This is a genomic window from Rhodococcus sp. NPDC127593, from assembly GCF_042671975.1.
Classification (GTDB): domain Bacteria; phylum Actinomycetota; class Actinomycetes; order Mycobacteriales; family Mycobacteriaceae; genus Rhodococcus_F.
This window is the reverse complement of record NZ_JBHXWI010000026.1, coordinates 30,109-49,232: the sequence shown is the minus strand read 5'-3', so window position 1 is coordinate 49,232 and position 19,124 is coordinate 30,109. Positions and strand designations below refer to the sequence as shown.

The window sequence follows — 19,124 nt, the reverse complement described above, 5'->3', positions numbered from 1 at the left end:
TAGTCCCACAGGTCCATAACGCTCAACCTTACATTGAGACTTTATCTCGAATTTCCCGGACCCGCTGAGACGAGGTGCACGCCCCGTCTCAGCGCTCGTTGTTCAGCGATGAGGAGTGCACTGATGGCGAAGACCGAATTCGGGGTTCGTGCAGGTAGACCTGCCTGGACCCGCAGGAGGCGGTACATCGCGGGCCCTCCCGCCCCGCGCGGATTCAAGGCAAGAGTCCTGCGCGCGTCGGCGCTCGGCATCGCACCCGTCCTCGTCGTCGGCGCCGTCACCGGCGTCGTCGTGCATCTGCGCTCCTCCGGCCAGGACATCCGGGCAACCGTCGCCTCCGACACGCCGTTCACGCTGTCCGGGCACGGCAACGGCCACGGCCGCGGAATGGGCCAGTGGGGCGCCTACGGATACGCGAAGGATCAGGGATGGGCGGCCGAACGCATCCTCGGCCACTACTACGGCGGCACCACACTCGGCACCCTCGCCGACGCACAGATCAGCGTCCGGCTGCAGGCGCGTGACGATCAGCCGCTCGACGTCTACTCCGACGCCGGCGCCGTCGTCGCGGGCAAGCCCATCGGACCGGGGGAGGCCGTCCACCTCACGCCGACCGCCGACGGCGGCGCCAACGTCGTGGTCACCCGCGGATGTGCAGGCGAGGTCCTGTGGCAGGACGCCACCGACCACCCGTGGGTGGACCCGATCGACCTGACCCCGGACCGTCCCGCGAACGAGCACCTCAAGCTCTGCGCCGGTGACACCCCCTACCGCGGAGCCCTCGGGGTCGCGCTCGACGGCGCCGCCGTGCGCACCGTCAACGTCCTCGACATGGACGACTACCTCCTGGGTGTCGTGCCCGCCGAGGCGAAAGCCGGCTGGGCCGACACCGGTGGGGCCGAGGCGCTTCGGGCGCAGGCCGTCGCGGCCCGCTCCTACGCCGCCGCCGAGAACCGGGAAGAGTACGCGAAGACCTGCGACACCCAGAGCTGCCAGGTGTACGGGGGTTCCGCGAAGGAAGACCCGCGGACCACCGACGCCGTCCGTTCCACCAAGGGCATGATCCTGACGAAGGACAACAAGCCCGTCGCCGCCGAATTCTCTTCGTCGACAGGTGGATACACCGCAGGCGGCGAGTTCCCGGCCGTCGAGGACCAGGGCGACACGGTATCGCCGAACCACGACTGGACCGTAACCCTCACCGCGGGCGACATCGCGTCCGCGTTCAACGTGGGGGAACTCGAATCGTTCGAGGTGGTCACCCGCAACAACTTCGGAGTCGGCGGCGGACGCGTCACGGGTGTGAAGGTGGTCGGATCGTCGGGCACCGCCGAGGCGACGGGCGCCGAGGCGAGGTCGAAGCTGAAGCTCAAGTCCGACTGGTTCACGGTCGGTGACGGACTCGGCGTCCCCGCGCCGCCGGCCGCTCCCGAGCCCGAGTCCACCCTCGCGTCCGCGGGTGAGGACGAGGACACCGTCGGCACCACCGAGGGTTCGCCGATCGCCGAGAAGTACAAGGAACTCGGCGGCGTCAACAGCACGCTGGGAGCGCCGATCGGTCCCGAGCTGATGCTGCCGTCGGAGGCTGGGAAGTTCCGGATGTACACCAACGGAACCATCATCTGGACGAAGAAGCTGGGCGCGCAGGTGATCGACGCCAGTGTGCTGCGCGAGTGGTTACCGACGGGCGGCAGCTAGCCGGAGCAGAGCGGACCGGTCCCCTCGAGCACGGCGAGCATCCCGTCGACGGACTCGCCCCAGCCGAAGTCCTCGGCCCGCCGCCGGGCCGACGCCCGGCGCGTGCGCGAGGGGATCGCGAGAATGCCGCTCACCGCTTCGGCGAACGCGGGACCCCGGTCCCGGGCCAGGGCGCCGCAGCCGGGTGTGATGATCTCGGCGAGCGCCGACGACTGTGACGCGACCACCGGGGTGCCCGCCGCCAGCGACTCGAGCGCCGACAGGCAGAACGTCTCGTGCGGTCCCGGCGCCAGCGACACGTCCGCCGACGCGAACAGCGACGCCAGGCGGCCCTTGTCGCTGATGAACCCGGTGAAGTGCACGGGGAGCCCACGCGCCCGGTACTGCAGCGCCTCGCGCCGCGGCCCGTCCCCGGCGATGACGAGCCGGGCGTCGTGACCCTGCCGCCGCAACAGCCGGACGGCGTCGATGCTCCGTTCCACCTGCTTCTCCATCGACAGCCGGCCGCAGTGCAGAAGGAAACGCTGCGCCGGGTCGGCGAACGAGTCGCGCATCACCTGGTCGTGTTTGCCGGGGTGGAACATCGTGAGATCCACACCGAGCGGAACCCGGTGCAGGTTTGGGGCCCCGATCCGGGTGAACTCCTCGCTCGCGAAGTCCGTCGTGCAGACGACGGCGTCGTAGTTGCGGGCCATCCGTCGGTTCGCGACATCGGCCCAGCCGCGGGCCACGCGGCGCGGAGCGAGCTGGCCGAGCAACCGGTCGAGGCGTTCGTGTGACACGACCACACTGCGCACCCCGCGATCCCGGGCCCAGCCCCCGAAACCGCGCAGTGTGAGCCGGTCGGACACCTCCAGGACGTCGGGCCGCAGACCGCTGACGACGTCGGCCACGCGCCGCGGATTGACCACGCGATAACCCCCGGTCGCGGGGATGACGGGAGCAGACCGGGTGATCCGCAGGACCCCGCTCGGCAACAGCTCCTCGCAGTCGCGCTGACCTGGGACGACGAGGATCACCTCGTGGCCGCGTTCGACGTACCCCTGACCCCAGTTGTGGAGGGCGGTGCGAAGCCCACCCGACCGCGGTCCGTAGAAGTTCGCCAGCTGGACGATGCGCACCCGCTCATCAAGCGCGATCGCCGCGTCGGCGGGAACAACGAGGCCTGCAGAACCAGTGAATACAGGGAGAACTCCTCGTGTGTGCCGAGGGGGTGCTTGCCCCCCTTGGCCGCGCACGGGCGGCGGAGTCGCTTACCCTGGTTCATCGTGACCGCTGCAACCCCAGAGACAACCGCCCCTGGCCGGTACGACCTCATCGTCGTCGGCTCCGGATTTTTCGGACTGACCGTCGCCGAGCGTGCAGCAACACAGCTGGGTAAGCGTGTGCTGGTGCTCGACCGTCGTCATCACCTGGGCGGAAACGCCTATTCGGAGGCCGAGCCCGAGACCGGCATCGAGATCCACAAGTACGGTGCGCACCTGTTCCACACCTCGAACAAGAGGGTGTGGGACTACGTCACCCAGTTCACCGAATTCACCAGCTACCAGCACCGCGTGTTCGCGCTGCACAAGGGGCAGGCGTACCAGTTCCCGATGGGGCTGGGGCTGGTGTCGCAGTTCTTCGGGCGCTACTTCACCCCGGACGAGGCGCGGAAGCTGATCGCCGAACAGTCCAGCGAGATCGACTCGGGGTCTGCGTCCAACTTGGAGGAGAAGGCGATCTCCCTGATCGGGCGGCCGCTGTACGAGGCGTTCGTGCGCGACTACACCGCCAAGCAGTGGCAGACGGACCCCAAGAACCTGCCCGCGGGCAACATCACACGACTGCCGGTGCGGTACACGTTCGACAACCGCTACTTCAACGACACGTACGAGGGCCTGCCCGTCGACGGCTACACCGCGTGGCTCGAGAACATGGCGAAGGACCCGAAGATCGAGGTCCGGCTCGAGACCGACTGGTTCGACGTCCGCGACGACCTGCGCGCCGAGAGCCCCGACGCCCCCGTCGTCTACACCGGCCCCCTCGACCGCTACTTCGACTACTCCGAGGGCGAGCTGGGCTGGCGCACCCTCGACTTCGAGACCGAGGTACTCGAGACCGGTGACTTCCAGGGAACCCCGGTCATGAACTACAACGACGCCGACGTGCCCTTCACCCGGATCCACGAGTTCCGCCACTTCCACCCGGAGCGGGACTACCCGAAGGACAAGACGGTCATCATGCGGGAGTTCTCGCGGTTCGCGGAGAGCAAGGACGAGCCGTACTACCCGATCAACACCCCCGACGACCGCGCGATGCTCGCCGCCTACCGCGACCGCGCGAAGGAGGAGATGGCGTCGAGCAAGGTCCTGTTCGGTGGCCGTCTCGGCACCTACCAGTACCTGGACATGCACATGGCGATCGCCAGCGCGCTGGCGATGTTCGACAACTCCCTGCGTCCGCACTTCGAATCCGGTGCGGCCCTCGTGGGGGATGCCGAATGAGCGCCCGACATCTGCTCGAATCCGAGAAGGTCACCGAAGACGCCCCGTTACTCGGCAAGTCGCTGCTGCAGCGGGTGATCCTGCCGCGCGCCGGCGAGCCGCTCGACGTCCGCACCCTCTACCTGGAGGAGGCGAAGACCAACAGCCGCCGCGCGCATTCGCTGTCGCGCACGTCGCTGTCGGTCGGCGCCGAGGCGGAGGCGTCGTTCTGCACCTACTTCAACGCGTTCCCGGCCAGCTACTGGCGCCGGTGGAGCACCCTGAACTCCGTGGTGCTGCGTCTCGAGCTGTCGGGGCACTGCCGCATCGACGTGTACCGCTCCAAGGCCGACTCGTCGCGCATCCACGTCGAGGGCCGCGAGTTCCAGGACGGCGACGCCGCGCTGGAGTTCGAGATCGAACTCGCCCCGTTCGAGGACGGCGGCTGGATCTGGTTCGACATCACCACCGACACCGAGGTCGTGCTGGAGAGCGCCGGCTGGTACGCGCCGGTCGACGCCCCCGGTGCGGCCACCGTCGCCGTCGGCATCCCCACGTTCAACCGGCCGACCGACTGCGTCAAGGCACTGACGGCGCTGGCGTCCGACGAGCTCGTCATGGACGTGGTCAAGGCCGTCATCATCCCGGACCAGGGCACCCGCAAGGTCAGGGACGAGCCCGGCTTTACGGAGGCCGCCGAAGCGCTCGGCGACCGGCTCGCCATCCACGACCAGGCGAACCTCGGCGGGTCCGGCGGCTACAGCCGGATCATGTACGAGGCGCTGAAGACCACCGACTGCCAGCACATCCTGTTCATGGACGACGACATCGAGATCGAGCCCGACTCGATCCTGCGCGCACTGGCGATGTCGCGGTTCGCGAAGTCGCCGATGCTCGTCGGCGGACAGATGCTGAACCTCCAGGAGCGCAGTCACCTGCACTCGATGGGCGAGGTCGTCGACCGCAGTATTTTCATGTGGACGGCCGCACCGAACGTCGAGTACGACCACGACTTCTCCCGCTACCCGCTGAGCGACCGCGAGAACTCCCGGCTGCTGCACCGCCGGATCGACGTCGACTACAACGGCTGGTGGATGTGCATGATCCCGCGGCAGGCCGCCGAGGAACTCGGTCAGCCGCTGCCGCTGTTCATCAAATGGGACGATGCCGAATACGGTCTGCGTGCCCGGAATGCCGGCTACCCGACCGTCACCATGCCCGGTGCCGCGATCTGGCACATGGCGTGGAGTGACAAGGACGACGCCATCGACTGGCAGGCGTACTTCCACCTGCGGAACCGGCTCGTCGTCGCGTCGCTGCACATGCCGGGCAACGGCCGTGGACTCGTGATCAACACCGTCAAGGCCACGATCAAGCACCTGCTGTGCCTCGAATACTCGACCGTCGCGATCCAGAACCAAGCCATCGCCGACTTCCTGCAGGGCCCCGAGCACATCTTCGAACTGCTCCCGACCGCGCTCGGCAACGTCCACGCGATGCGCAAGGAGTACCCGGACGCCGTCGTGCTGCCGTCGTCGACGAGCCTGCCGATGCCCTCCGGTGAGGAAGTCGGCGCGGTCGGCCTGCCGACGAACCCGCTCGCGAAGATCGTGCGCCTCGGCAAGGGCCTGGTCCACAACGTGAAGCCCGCGCACGAGCAGCACCACGAGCGTCCCCAGCTCAACGTGCCCACAATCGACGCGCGCTGGTTCCTGCTGTCGCAGGTGGACGGCGTCACCGTCACCACCGCGGACGGGCGAGGAGTGGTCTACCGCAAGCGCAACCCCAAGCTGGCGCTCGCGCTGCTGAAGGAAGCGATCCGGCTGCGCCGCGAACTGGCCCAGCGGTTCCCCGAACTCAAGCGCGAGTACCAGGACGCCGTTCCTGCGCTGACCAGTAAGGAGAGGTGGGAACGTGTCTTCGGCATCAAGTGAGATCCAGATCCTGCAGGCCGTCCAGTCGACGATCGCGAGCCGTCCCGGCGTCGTCTCGACCGCACGGGGTATGTCCCACTTCGGTGAGCACGCCCTCGGGTGGGTGGCCGTTGCCGGCATCGGCGCGGCGCTCGACAAGCCTCGCCGCCGGCAGTGGGCGGGAGTCGCGGTGGGTGCCGTCGGCGCCCACGCGGCGTCGATCGTGATCAAACGCATCGTCCGCCGCCCCCGGCCGAACGACCCGTCGATCCAGGTCAACGTGTCGACGCCCAGCAAATTGAGCTTCCCGTCGTCGCACGCGACGTCCACCACAGCGGCTGCCGTGCTGCTCGGCCGTCTCACCGGGCTACCCTTGCCTGCGTTGTTGGTACCGCCGATGCTGCTCTCCCGGCTCGTTCTGGGAGTGCACTACCCGACCGATGTGCTCGCCGGATCTGCCCTGGGGGCCGCCTCTGCGGTCGCGGTGCTGAAGGCCGAGCAGAAGTTTGGAGAGAAATGAGCGAGGAACCGGCCGTCGTCACCGGACCCCCGACATCCCTGGCGGCAGGCATCGTCAAGGCTGTCCGCCCGCGTCAGTGGGTCAAGAACGTCCTGGTACTCGCAGCTCCCATCGCAGCGGGCACTGCGACGGAATCCGACGTCCTGCTTCCCGTCGCACTCGCCTTCGTGGTGTTCTGCATGGCAGCGTCCGGCATCTATCTCGTCAACGACGCGATGGACGTCGAGGCCGACCGCGCGCACCCCACCAAGCGATTCCGCCCCATCGCGGCGGGTGTGCTCCCCGTCAACCTGGCGTTCGGGATGGCGGTCGTGCTGCTCGGCGGGTCGCTCGCCCTGTCGTTCCTCGCCAACTGGCAGCTGGCGGTCGTGATGGCCGTCTACATCGGCATCCAGCTGGCCTACTGCTTCGGTCTCAAACACCAGGCCGTCCTCGACATCTGCATCGTCTCGTCCGGGTTCCTGCTGCGTGCCATCGCCGGTGGTGTCGCCGCAGAGATCGCACTGTCGCAGTGGTTCCTGCTCGTTATGGCATTCGGTTCGCTGTTCATGGCGGCCGGTAAGCGGTACGCCGAACTGCAGCTCGCCGAGCGCACCGGTGCGAAGATCCGCAAGTCCCTCGAGAATTACACCACGACGTACCTGCGTTTCGTCTGGACGCTCAGCGCCACCGCGGTCGTGCTCTGCTACGGACTGTGGGCGTTCCAGCAGGACGACCTGAAGGCCACCAACTGGTACGCCATCTCCATGGTGCCGTTCACCATCGCGATCCTGCGTTATGCCGTGGACGTCGACGGCGGCGAGGCGGGGGAGCCCGAGGAGATCGCGCTGGGCGACCGCGTGCTCCAACTCCTCGCGATTGCCTGGATCGGAGTGGTGGGTGTCGCTGTCTACCTCGTCTGACTTGGTAGGAGGCGCCGAGGACTCGGACGCCGCCGCGGAGCGGACCACCGAACGCCACCGGAAGGCCATCCTCTCGAGGGTGGTCTTCCTCGGGGGTGTGGCCATCTCGGCCCTCCTGATGTTCTGGGGCGCCTGGGAACGGAGATGGATTGCCGACGACGGCCTGATCGTGCTGCGCACGGTCCGCAACCTCCTCGCAGGCAACGGTCCGGTCTTCAACTCGGGCGAGCGTGTCGAGGCCAACACCAGCACCGCGTGGACGTACATCGTCTACGCGTTCAGCTGGCTCTCCCAGGCCCGGCTCGAATACGTCGTCCTGACGATCGCGCTGATCCTGTCCACGGCGGCGATCGTGCTCGCCATGTTCGGCACCGCGCGCCTGTACCGCGGTGGGTCCTTCGCCGGCGGCGGCACGCTGTTCCTGATGCCCGCCGGTGTGCTCGTCTACATCGCGGTGCCCCCGGCCCGCGACTTCGCGACGTCGGGTCTCGAAAGCTGCCTCGTCATCTTCTGGATCGCGCTGCTCTGGCTGCTGCTGGTCCGATGGAGTCAGGCGGCCACGCCGTCCACCACCTCGGTGCTCGTGCTCTCGTTCATCGCGGGCATGGGGCCCCTCGTGCGCCCCGAGCTGGCGATCCTGGGTGTGCTGTCGCTGGCGATGATCTTCCTCGCGCCCGGTCTCACCTGGGTGGTGCGCGTGGCGATGGTGTTCGTCGCCGGCATCGTTCCGGTGGGCTACCAGATCTGGCGCATGGGCTACTACGCCCTCCCGTACCCCAACACCGCGGTGTCGAAGGACGCCGGCGGCGCCAAGTGGTCGCAGGGTTTCGCCTATCTCTGGAATCTGCTCGGCCCGTACCTGCTGTGGCTGCCGCTGGTTTTCCTTTTCGCCGGCGCCGTGATCGCCTGGCGCGGCCGGGACAAGTCCATCGAAGATGGTGTTCGTCACACCGAGGGGAATCGGCTGACGCGCCTGCGCGGATGGCTGCGGACGCAGAATGCCGTCGTCGTCTTCATTCTCGCGAGCGGGCTGATCCTCGGTCTGTACTCGTTGCGCGTCGGCGGCGACTTCATGCACGGCCGCGTTCTTCTCCCCGTTCTGTTCTGTTTCATCGTTCCCGTCGCCGTAATTCCTGTGCGAATTCCGGACCAGGTGGCGTGGGGGCGTAACAGGGAATCGTCGATTTTTCTCGCAATGGCTTTCCTGTGGGTCGGCACCGTCGTGTGGGCATTCTTCGCGTCGAACACGACGGGAATGCCGGAAGGTGTCGTTATCGGACGTTCCGGAATTGTCGACGAACGCGCCTTCTACGTTCTCAACACCGGTCATGCGCACCCGATTCGCGCGGACGATTATCTGGACTACCCGCGGATGCGCGCCATGGTCCAGACCATCTCGGACACCCCCGACGGCGGCCTGCTCATCCCGTCCGCCGACTACACGTACTGGTTCGTCGTTCCTCCGCCCCTTCCGATCCCGGACGGCGGCGCAGGCCACACCGTGTACTTCCTGAACCTCGGCATGACGAGCATGAACGTCGGCCTCGACGTGCGGGTGCTGGACCAGATGGGTCTCGCCTACCCGCTGGCGGCGCACACCGAGCGGTTGGACGACGGCCGTATCGGGCACGACAAGGCCCTCTACCCCGACTGGGTCGTGGTGGACACGGGAATGATCGACAAGCACCCGTGGATGCCCGGATTCCTCGACGAGGAATGGGTGACCGAGGCGCGGGTCGCGCTCACGTGCCCCGAGACTCAGGACCTGCTGACGTCGTACCGGTCGGAACTGACGTGGCCGCGATTCAAACAGAATTTCAAGGATGCGCTGCATTTCGCGAGTTATCGAATCGAGCGAGTGCCCGCATATGAAATTCAGCGATGCAATCTCGAGCCGCCCCTCCCGGAACCGGCCAAATAGGGCGAAACGGGCCGGGCGTGTGTCACTGCGGCGTCCCGGGCAGATCTCGATGTCGGAACATCAGATCTCGTTTGTGTAACGCGGGAGCTGTCGGCGACGATGTACGTCGATGATGAGTCATCGTTGACGGTGGTCTGGAAGTTCCCCGAAAAGCGCTCCGCGAGCGTTTGTCAGGGAACTTTGTGTGACATACAGTCCACCAAGCGCAGTGTGACTTGGAAGAGGTCCGCTGCCGACCCGGCTTCAATGCCCGGGCCGGCAGGTCGCCTGTTCCCCGACGGAATCCGCCGGAGCCGCCCAGTTGGCGGAGTCCGCAGACGAAGAGAGTGAGCAGTATTCATGCGTTTTGCCAGACCGAGGTTGTCTCAGCGCCTCAAGCAGCGTGCGATGGCCATCGGCGCCGTCGCACTGGTACTGCCTGTGGGCGCAGGAATCGCTGGTGGAGCCGTCGCCGCAGCAGCACCGACGCACGCGGGTCCCGCCAAGACCGCGCCGGCTGGTGGCTACGAGGAACTGTGGGTTCCCTCTTCCATGGGACCGATCAAGGTCCAGGTCCAGTGGGCAGCCCGCGGCGGTAGTTCCGCGCTGTACCTGCTCGACGGCCTGCGCGCCCGCAACGACCGCAACGCGTGGAGCTTCGAGACCAACGCGATCGACCAGTACCGCAACGACAACGTGACCCTGGTCATGCCCGTCGGTGGCGAGTCCAGCTTCTACTCGGACTGGTACTCGGCGAGCAACTTCAACGGCCAGCCCGTCACGTACAAGTGGGAGACGTTCCTGACGCAGGAACTGCCCGACTTCCTGGCGAACTACGGCGTCTCGCGCACCAACAACGCCGTCCTCGGCCTGTCGATGGGTGGCAGCGCCGCCCTGACCCTCGCCGCATACCACCGTGACCAGTTCAAGTTCGCCGGTTCGCTGTCCGGCTACCTGAACATTTCGGCTCCCGGCATGCGTGAGGCGATCCGCGTCGCGATGCTCGACGCCGGCCGCTTCAACGTCGACTCGATGTGGGGCCCGCCGTGGAACCCGGCGTGGCTGCGTAACGACCCGTTCGTGTTCGCGCCGCGTCTGAACGGCCTGTCGATGTTCATCTCGGCTGCCAGCGGTCTGCCCGGTGAGTTCGACCACCCGCGCGCTCCGATCGACTACTACAACACCGCCAACGGCATGGGCCTCGAGGCTCTCGCCCTGGCCAACACCCGCGCATTCCAGGTGCGTCTGGCCACCCTCGGTGTCCCGGCCACCTTCGACTTCCCCGCCAACGGCACGCACTCGTGGCCGTACTGGGGTTCGGAGCTGTTCAAGGCGCGCGGCCAGATTCTGGACACACTGGGCGCCTGGTGATCTGACACCACCTTCGTGGCGAAGGCCGCCCCGCCGATCCGGCGGGGCGGCACTCGTGCGCTCCGGAGTGCATGTGCCCGGACCGGGAACGTGAGGGGAAACCCTGGATTGCCTTCCCCCGGGAGTGCACAACGGAACGTTTTGTCAGTAAGGTGATCCCGTCGAGACGCCACCCGCGCAGCGAGCGCTGCGCGGGTGGCGTCTGTACGTGAGATTTTCACGAGAGTTATCGAGAGGTTGCCGCGGCCGCGGCGCGAGACGAAACAAGCGGAGGGAAGACGAGTTCATGCGAGTTGGGGGTTCGACGAGAACAAGCGGATGGGCCAGGCGTACCGCCGCCGCAATTGCTCTGGCGGTCGCACTGCCACTGGGCGTGACCATGGTGGGCGGAGGCGCAACCGCATCCGCAGCCTTCGACCCCGCGGCGCAGGACTTCTGGGTCGATTCCGCCATGGGACCGATCAAGAGCCGCATCTGGCGTGCCGCCGACGGCAACACCAACCGGGTCGTCTACCTGCTCGACGGTTTGCGCGCGCAGGACGATCTGAGCGGCTGGGAGGTCAACACCGACGCGGGCCCGTTCCTCGCCTCGCAGAACATCAACGTCGTCCAGCCGGTCGGCGGGCAGTCCAGCTTCTACTCCGACTGGTTGTCGAACTCGAACCTCAACGGCCAGAAGACCCCGTACAAGTGGGAGACGTTCCTCACTCAAGAACTTCGCGACGCACTGGCGAACCGCCTCGGGTTCCAGTCCACCCGTAACGGCGTCATCGGCCTGTCGATGGGTGGCAGCGCCGCCCTGACCCTCGCGGCCTACCACCCCGAGCAGTTCAACTACGCGGGCTCGCTGTCCGGTTACCTGAACATCTCGGCTCCCGGCATGCGTGAGGCCATCCGCATCGCGATGCTCGACGCAGGCCGTTACAACGTCGACGCGATGTGGGGCCCGCCGTGGAACCCGGCGTGGCTGCGCAACGACCCGTTCGTGTTCGCGAACAAGCTTCGTGACAACAACACCCGCCTGTGGGTGTCGGCCGCCAACGGCATTCCCGCTCCCGGCGGAGCCGCACCGACCGGATTCATGGACGTCTTCAACGCGAGCACCGGTGCGAGCCTCGAGGCACTGTCGCTGGCGAACACCCGTGCCTTCCAGGTCAAGATGGCCACCCTCGGCGCGAAGAACGTCACCTACAGCTTCCCGCCCCGCGGCATCCACACGTGGCGTTACTGGCAGCAGCAGATCCACGATCTGGCCGGCGACCTCGGCAACACGATCGGGTAGCTCGGAAGTAACAATTGCACCAGCTGTAACAGCGCGGCACTCCCACTCGTCTGTCGTTTGCGTGTAGAAAGAACCGGAACGCGAGGCCGTGCTCCGTGTTGGTCTCGACGCGCAGAGAGAGAGTGAACGTCATGCGAGTAGGCCTGTTCAGGGCAGAACGTCAGCGTTCGTCTGCCGGAAATGTTCGAAGGCGAACGCTGGCCTCGCTTGCCGCTGTGCTCGTGGTGCCGGTGGCGGTCGGGTTCACCCAGACCGCCACCGTCTCGGCTGCGCCGGTCGCCCATGCGGCGCCCGCCGCCGCGCAGGCTCCGGTGGCCACGCAGGCCCCGGGCGGCGCGACGATCCATCACGTCGACTGGCTCACCGACCGTCGCGTGGCGATCTGGATCAACTCTCCGTCGATGGGCGTGCCGATCCAGGTGCAGATGCTCCTTGCGCGCGACTGGAACTCGAAGCCCACCGAGAAGTTCCCGTCCGTCTACATGCTCGACGGTCTCCGCGCACAGGACAACGAGAACGGCTGGACCCTCGAGACCGACGCCGAGTCGTTCTTCGCCGACAAGAACATCAACGTCGTCCTCCCGGTCGGCGGCCAGTCCAGTTTCTACTCCGACTGGGTGGCCCAGGACAACGGTCAGAACTACCAGTGGGAGACGTTCCTCACGAAGGAACTGCCCCCGATCCTCGAAAGCGACTGGCGCACCACGCAGACGCGCGGCGTCATAGGACTCTCGATGGGCGGCACGTCCGCCATGTTCCTGGCGGCACGCAACCAGGGATTCTTCAAGTTCGCCGCGTCGCTGTCGGGCATGCTCACCACCACCGCGCTCGGTATGCCGCAGGCCGTCGCCTACGCGATGAGCGACGCGGGCGGGTTCGACGCGGACGCGATGTGGGGTCCCCCGACCAGCTCGGCGTGGGAGGAGCACGACCCCTACCTGCTGGCCGACAAGCTCAAGGGCGTCAGCCTCTACATCTCCAGCGGTAGCGGAACCACGGGCCCGTACGACCAGCCGTCCGGAATCCCGGGCGTCAGCACCAATTACGCGGGTATGGGGCTCGAAATCCTCTCGCGACTCACATCCCAGACCTTCGCGACCAAGCTCAACAAACTGGGCATCCCCGCCCAGGTCAACTACCGGCCGTCCGGCACACACTCGTGGCCGTACTGGCAGTTCGAGCTCCACCAGCTGTGGCCGCAGCTCGCCGGCGCCGTCGACGTCGAACCCGACAAGCCGGTGTGCACCACAGGCGGTTCCATCGCCGGGGTCGCCGGTGCGAACCCGTGGATCGGCGACTGCCTGACCCCCGAGTACAGCCTCGCGGGCGGAACGGTCCAGGACTTCCGCAACGGCCGGATCTTCGCCAAATCCGACACCGGCGCACAGCCGGTGGCCGGCGCCATCGGCGGCGTCTACCAGGCGACCGGTGGTCCGGGCGGGCCGCTCGGCTACCCGACGACACCCGAACTGGGCACCCCCGACGGTCGCGGTCGCTTCAACCACTTCGAGCACGGGTCCGTGTACTGGTCGCCGCAGACCGGGGCGCACGCCGTCCGCGGTGCGATCCGCGACGAGTGGGCACGTCAGGGCTGGGAGGGCGGACCGCTCGGATACCCGGTGGCCGAGGAAGTTCCCACGCCCGGCAAGGACGGCGCGGTGCAGGGCTTCGAGATCGGCGCCATGTACTTCAGTCCCGCGAACGGCACACACAGTGTGCAGGGAATGATCATGGGCAAGTACGCCGAACTCGGTTACGAGGGTGGGTGGCTCGGATTCGCGAAGACCAGCGAGATCGCGGTCAAGGACGGCGGCCGGTTCAACCAGTTCGAGGGCGGCAACATCTACTGGAGCCCGCTGTCGGGTGCGTGGGCCGTCGAGAACGGACCGATCTTCGACGCGTGGAAGAGCGCCGGGTACGAGGGCGGCCGGCTCGGGTTCCCGATCAGCGACAAGTTCGCCATCCCCGGCGGCGTCCAGCAGAACTTCAAGACCGGTTACGTCACAGTGGTCGACAACAAGGCCGAGATTCACTGATGGCCGGAAAGCACTAGAAATCTCACGCGCAGCGGGCGGGGCCGGGTCCGGCGGACCAGGCTTCCGCCCGATCTGCGTCTGTACCCTGTCGAGAGACAACGACTTGGAAAGCAAGGACGGAAATAGATGCCGCAGCACTCACGTATCAGCACCACCTTCCGACGGGCGATCGCGGTAGGCGCGCTCGCCGTCGCAGCAAGCGGATTGTTGGTCGGGTGCGGTAGCGACGACTCCACGGCCACGTCGAACCCGTCCACCAGCGCCACGACGTCCGCTGCGGCGTCCAGCTCCGCCGAGAGTTCAGCGTCCGCCGCGCCCAGCGCGAGCGCCTCGGCCTCCGCCTCCGCGCCGGTGACCAGCCCGGGTCAGGCGGCGACGGCGCCGCCGGAGCAGCCCGAGGAAGTTCCGGGCGATTTCCCCGGCCCCAGCGAGGTCCCGGTCAGTACCGAAGGCCAGAAGTTCCTCGACGCGCTGAAGAGCAAGGGCATCGAGCCGGCCGCCGACGGCACCATGGCCGTGAGCACCGCCGACTTCATCTGCCAGGCCAAGGCCGAAGGCAAGAGCGACGCCGAAGCGATGGTGTTCGTCACAGCGATGGTCGGCACCGAGGCGTCCGCTGCCGGTCAGGAACTGACCCAGGAGCAGGCGACGGCCAACGCCCAGACCTACATGGATGTCGCCCACGCGACCTACTGCAAGTAGACGCCGATGTCGTTGACCGGGCGCGGAACGCGGAAGAAGAAGAGCAGCCTCCTGCGCAAGCTGATGGTGCTGATCGTTGTCCTGCTGGTGATTCTCGTCGCAGTGATCGCGCTCTGGTATCTCCTCGCCGGGCGGCTGCCCAAACCGATCCCGACCCCGCCCGGTCCCGAACGCCCCAACGCCCAGCCGGCGAGCTGTCCCGACGTCCAGGTGGTGGTCGTCCCGGGCACGTGGGAGTCCAGCCCGACGGACGACCCGTACAACCCGTCGGCCAATCCGGCGTCGCTGATGCTCAACGTGTCGCGGCCGCTGCAGGAGCAGTTCGAGTCGTCGCGCGCCGACGTGTACACGGTTCCGTACGTCGCGCAGTTCTCCAACCCGGTCGCCTTCCCGCCGGACGGGCAGCAGTCGTACAACAACAGCCGCGGCGCGGGCACGGCCGCCACCAACGACATCCTGATCCGTCGTCACGCAGAGTGCCCCCTGACCAGCTTCCTGCTCACCGGATTCTCCCAGGGCGCGGTCATCGCCGGCGACGTCGCGTCGAGTATCGGTGCAGGTGACGGTCCTGTTCCGGCGGATCTCGTACTGGGTGTCGGGCTCATCGCCGACGGTCGCCGCGACCCGGCCACCGCGACGAATATCGGCCAGCCGGTCACCGGCGTCGGAGCCGAACTGTCGCTGGCCGGTCTGCAGATCCCGGGAATCACCATGACCGGTCCCCGCCCCGGCGGTTTCGGTGGTCTCACCGACCGGGCGGTCGAGATCTGCGCCCCGACGGACGGAATCTGCGACGCCCCGGCGCAGGCGTTGAAACCGAGCAACTGGATCGGAAGCGGTCTGCGTCTGCTCGAGTACAACAACAACCCCGTCCACGCGATGTACAACTCGTACGTCGTCGACGACTCCGGCACGACGGCCACACAGTGGATCGCCGGATGGGCTGCCGAGAAGATAGAGGCCGCCCCGACCCCGGCCCACAGTTGATTTTGTGGCGGATGGGTTCACCGTGGTCGGTGAGCCGTGAAACGTCCCAAACAGATAGGCGAGACGCGTACTGGCCGGTAGTGTGCGTTTCTCGGCACCGGTAGAGTGCTGCACGTTGCGGCATCACCGGTGCCCGACCCCACCGATGTTCACGTCCTGAAACGCGGGCGTTTCACCACAGGAGAAGCTATTCATGAGTTCCGACGCCAGCTCGTTGCGTAAGTTCCGATTCGCGGCAGGCGGAGAGGGCAACGCGGACGAGGGCGGCGCGCGTCGGTTCGTCAAGCTCGCGCAGAAGGCCGAGGAACTCGGGTTCGACAGCTTCATGATCCCCGACCACCTGGGTAACCAGGTGGGACCGATCGCCGCTCTCGGAGCACTCGCGATCGCCACGGACAAGATCCGGCTCGGCACCGCCGTCCTCGCCAACGGCTTCCGGCACCCGGCGATCCTCGCCAAGGACGCCGCCACCATCGACGTGCTGTCGGGTGGCCGCCTCGAACTCGGCATCGGCGCCGGCTGGATGAAGGAAGAGTTCGACAAGGGCGGCATCGCCTACGAGCGCCCGGGCGTCCGGATCGCCAAGCTCGAGGAGACCCTGCAGATCCTCGACGTCTTGCTGCGCGGCCAGGAGTGCAACTTCGACGGCAAGTACTACCAGATCAAGGGCCTGACGGGCAGTCCGCGGCCCCGTCAGGGCCCGCGTCCCCCGATCGCCGTCGGCGGCGGCGGCCCCAAGATGCTGGCGCTCGCGGCCAAGTACGCCGACATCATCTCCGTGGCGACGCCGACCAGTAAGGAAGGCAAGCTCCTGCTCTCGGGTGTCACGCTCGAGAAGACGATGGAGCGCGTCGACCGGATCCGGGAAGCTGCCGGTGACCGGTTCGACGACATCGAACTGAACTGGACGATCACCACCATCGTCATCACCGACGACCGTGAGCAGACCGCCGAGATGGCGCTCGCCGCACTCGATCAGGGCTTCCCGCCCAACATCGAGGTCGACACCAAGCTGTCTGTCGAAGACATCCTGAGCTCGCCGTATCTCGCGATCGGAAGCTTCGAGGAGATCGCCGATCAGATACGTATGGTGCGAGAAAAGACGACAATGTCTTACGTCGGTGTGTTCCCCACACAGATGGATGCGTTCGCGCCGATCATCTCGCAACTGAAGGGCGAGTAGACGCAGCGAACCGAGGGCGGCGATGCCAATCTGTAACATATCGATGGTTTGGAATCGATGAACTTATTCGGGTGAGTGGCGTGTTACGTCATTCCCCGCGAGTTGTACAAGATCCGATTCGGCGAAGGAAGTCTGGGGCGCAGTCATGCCGGTGCATGCCTGTGTGATCGCTTCGGAGGAGATGGAATGAACGCGAAGTTCGATGATTTTATCGACGAGAAGGGCCATATCAGGCTCGAATCGGGAAGCACGCTGGTCGACTACGTCCAACGGCACACCCGGGAGAACTCGGACGAGCTGGCATACCGCTACATCGACTATTCGCGGGACAGAGACGGCGAAGCGCAAGAGCTGACCTGGGAACAGTTCGGCCACCGGCTGCGCGCCGTCGCGGCTCGCCTCCAGCAGGTCACCAAGCCCGGCGACCGTGTCGCAGTCCTGGCGCCGCAGGGTCTCGACTACGTCATCTCCTTCTTCGCCGCCATCCACGCCGGAACGATTTCGGTGCCGCTGTTCGACCCCGACGAGCCCGGCCACACCGACCGTCTGCACGCCGTCCTCGGTGACTGCACGCCTGCCGCCATCCTCACGGCCACCTCCTCCGCCGCGGGTGTTCGACAGTTCTTCCGGTCCCTCCCCGCCGCCCAGCGCCCCCGCATCATCGCCGTCGACGCCATCCCCGACAGCGTCGGCGAGTCCTGGGTGCGCCCCGAGATCGGTCTCGACGACGTCGCGTACCTGCAGTACACGTCCGGCTCCACCCGTGTGCCCGCCGGTGTGGAGATCACGCACCGCGCCGTCGGCACCAACGCGCTGCAGATGGTCGACTCCATCGAGCTCAACGAGAACTCGCGCGGCGTCACGTGGCTGCCGCTGTTCCACGACATGGGTCTGCTGACCGTCATCCTGCCCGCCCTGGGCGGCAAGTACATCACCATCATGAGCCCGCGCGCGTTCGTGCAGCGGCCGTACCGGTGGATCAAGGAACTGGCGGCGGTGTCGGACGGTGCCGGCACGTTCGCGGCCGCACCCAACTTCGCGTTCGAGCACGCGGCCGCTCGCGGTCTGCCGAAGAGCGGTGAGAGCCTCGATCTGAGCAACGTGATCGGTCTCATCAACGGCAGCGAGCCGGTCACCACATCGTCGATGCGCAAGTTCAACGAGGCGTTCGCGCCGTACGGTCTGCCGAAGACGGCGATCAAGCCCTCGTACGGCATGGCCGAGGCCACCCTGTTCGTGTCCTCGACCCGGCACTCGGACGAGGCCCGCGTCATCTACGTCGATCGCGACGAGCTCAACGCCGGTCGCGTCGTGAAGGTGGACCAGGACGCCGAGAACGCCATCCCGCAGGTGTCCTGCGGTTACGTCGCGCGCAGCCAGTGGGCCGCCATCGTCGATCCGGAGTCGCGCATCGAGCAGCCCGACGACCGGGTCGGAGAGATCTGGCTGCACGGTGAGAACATCGGCATCGGCTATTGGGGCCGCACCGACGAGACCGCCGAGACGTTCCACAACAAGCTCACCAACCGGCTCGCCGAGGGCAGCCACGCGGAGGGCACGCCCGAGGACGCCAACTGGATGCGGACCGGCGACTACGGCGTCTACATCGACGGCGAGCTGTTCATCACGGGCCGCGTCAAGGACCTCGTGATCGTCGACGGCCGCAACCACTACCCGCAGGACCTCGAGTACTCGGCGCAGGAGGCGAGCACCGCGCTCCGCCCCGGCTTCGTCGCCGCGTTCGCGGTCCCGGCCAACCAGCTGCCCGCCGTGGTGTTCGAGAACACGCACTCGGGTCTGAACTACGACGCGGGCGACTCCTCCGAGCAGCTCGTGATCGTGGCCGAGCGCGCACCGGGTGCGGGCAAGGCCGACCCCCAGCCCATCGCCGACACGGTGCGGGCGGCGTTGTCGAGCAGGCACGGGGTCACCGTGCGCGACATCCTGCTGGTGCCCGCGGGCTCGATTCCTCGTACGTCGAGCGGCAAGATCGCCCGCCGCGCGTGCAAGGCGAGCTACATCGAAGGCACCCTGCGCGGCGGATACACGCAGACGGCCTTCCCCGATAGCGTTTCCGAATAGTCCACTTCCTGACGGGTAGCTTGGTGAGTTGATGGCTGAAAAAGATGATGACCGGGTCGGGGCGAGCGAAGCGACGGGGAATG

The 19,124-nt window shown here is 66.9% G+C and carries 14 protein-coding genes; 13 read left to right on the top strand and 1 reads right to left on the bottom strand.

The window, feature by feature from the left end:
• The first annotated feature begins 123 nt into the window (after positions 1-123).
• Positions 124-1,698 carry a SpoIID/LytB domain-containing protein gene (locus ACFVJ3_RS24050; RefSeq protein ID WP_378454428.1) on the top strand — a complete coding sequence of 525 codons (1,575 nt, stop codon included), beginning with the start codon at positions 124-126 and terminating at the stop codon, positions 1,696-1,698.
• Here the strand turns inward: ACFVJ3_RS24050 and ACFVJ3_RS24045 are convergent.
• A complete protein-coding gene (locus ACFVJ3_RS24045) occupies positions 1,695-2,819 on the bottom strand; it encodes a glycosyltransferase (protein ID WP_378454427.1) in 1,125 nt (374 codons plus the stop codon). The genes ACFVJ3_RS24050 and ACFVJ3_RS24045 overlap by 4 nt on opposite strands.
• Before the next feature lie 147 nt (positions 2,820-2,966).
• Between ACFVJ3_RS24045 and glf the strand changes: the two genes are divergently transcribed.
• From glf to fadD32, 12 genes are all read left to right on the top strand, one after another.
• Positions 2,967-4,184, top strand: coding sequence for a UDP-galactopyranose mutase (gene glf / locus ACFVJ3_RS24040; RefSeq protein WP_378454426.1), 1,218 nt, complete (start codon positions 2,967-2,969; stop codon positions 4,182-4,184).
• On the top strand, positions 4,181-6,097 hold the full coding sequence (locus ACFVJ3_RS24035; protein WP_378454425.1) for a glycosyltransferase: 1,917 nt from the start codon (positions 4,181-4,183) through the stop codon (positions 6,095-6,097). The genes glf and ACFVJ3_RS24035 overlap by 4 nt, the downstream gene beginning before the upstream one ends.
• Complete coding sequence (locus ACFVJ3_RS24030; RefSeq protein ID WP_378454424.1) at positions 6,078-6,596, top strand: phosphatase PAP2 family protein; 519 nt, start codon at positions 6,078-6,080, stop codon at positions 6,594-6,596. Before ACFVJ3_RS24035 ends, ACFVJ3_RS24030 begins: the two co-directional genes overlap by 20 nt.
• Entirely contained in the window at positions 6,593-7,498 is a 906-nt protein-coding gene (locus tag ACFVJ3_RS24025) for a decaprenyl-phosphate phosphoribosyltransferase (RefSeq protein WP_378454423.1), read from the top strand. Before ACFVJ3_RS24030 ends, ACFVJ3_RS24025 begins: the two co-directional genes overlap by 4 nt.
• 1 nt (position 7,499) lies before the next feature.
• Positions 7,500-9,419 carry a flagellar motor control protein ZomB gene (zomB, locus tag ACFVJ3_RS24020; protein WP_378454520.1) on the top strand — a complete coding sequence of 640 codons (1,920 nt, stop codon included), beginning with the start codon at positions 7,500-7,502 and terminating at the stop codon, positions 9,417-9,419.
• Positions 9,420-9,758: 339 nt separating this feature from the next.
• Positions 9,759-10,769 (top strand): alpha/beta hydrolase, encoded by a 1,011-nt coding sequence (locus ACFVJ3_RS24015; RefSeq protein WP_378454422.1) that lies wholly within the window; start codon positions 9,759-9,761, stop codon positions 10,767-10,769.
• 286 nt (positions 10,770-11,055) lie between these two features.
• On the top strand, positions 11,056-12,051 hold the full coding sequence (locus tag ACFVJ3_RS24010) for an alpha/beta hydrolase (RefSeq protein ID WP_378454421.1): 996 nt from the start codon (positions 11,056-11,058) through the stop codon (positions 12,049-12,051).
• A gap of 131 nt (positions 12,052-12,182) precedes the next feature.
• Positions 12,183-14,087, top strand: a complete 1,905-nt coding sequence (locus ACFVJ3_RS24005) for an alpha/beta hydrolase-fold protein (RefSeq protein WP_378454420.1) — start codon at positions 12,183-12,185, stop codon at positions 14,085-14,087.
• A 126-nt stretch (positions 14,088-14,213) separates the two neighbouring features.
• Positions 14,214-14,789 carry a DUF732 domain-containing protein gene (locus ACFVJ3_RS24000; protein WP_378454419.1) on the top strand — a complete coding sequence of 192 codons (576 nt, stop codon included), beginning with the start codon at positions 14,214-14,216 and terminating at the stop codon, positions 14,787-14,789.
• A 6-nt stretch (positions 14,790-14,795) separates the two neighbouring features.
• Positions 14,796-15,776 carry a cutinase family protein gene (locus ACFVJ3_RS23995; RefSeq protein ID WP_378454418.1) on the top strand — a complete coding sequence of 327 codons (981 nt, stop codon included), beginning with the start codon at positions 14,796-14,798 and terminating at the stop codon, positions 15,774-15,776.
• 193 nt (positions 15,777-15,969) lie between these two features.
• The gene (locus tag ACFVJ3_RS23990) at positions 15,970-16,959 is read left to right on the top strand and encodes an LLM class F420-dependent oxidoreductase (protein ID WP_378454417.1); all 990 of its coding nucleotides are present in this window, start codon (positions 15,970-15,972) and stop codon (positions 16,957-16,959) included.
• Positions 16,960-17,145: 186 nt separating this feature from the next.
• The gene (gene fadD32 / locus ACFVJ3_RS23985; RefSeq protein WP_378454416.1) at positions 17,146-19,041 is read left to right on the top strand and encodes a long-chain-fatty-acid--AMP ligase FadD32; all 1,896 of its coding nucleotides are present in this window, start codon (positions 17,146-17,148) and stop codon (positions 19,039-19,041) included.
• The last annotated feature ends 83 nt before the right edge of the window (positions 19,042-19,124 follow it).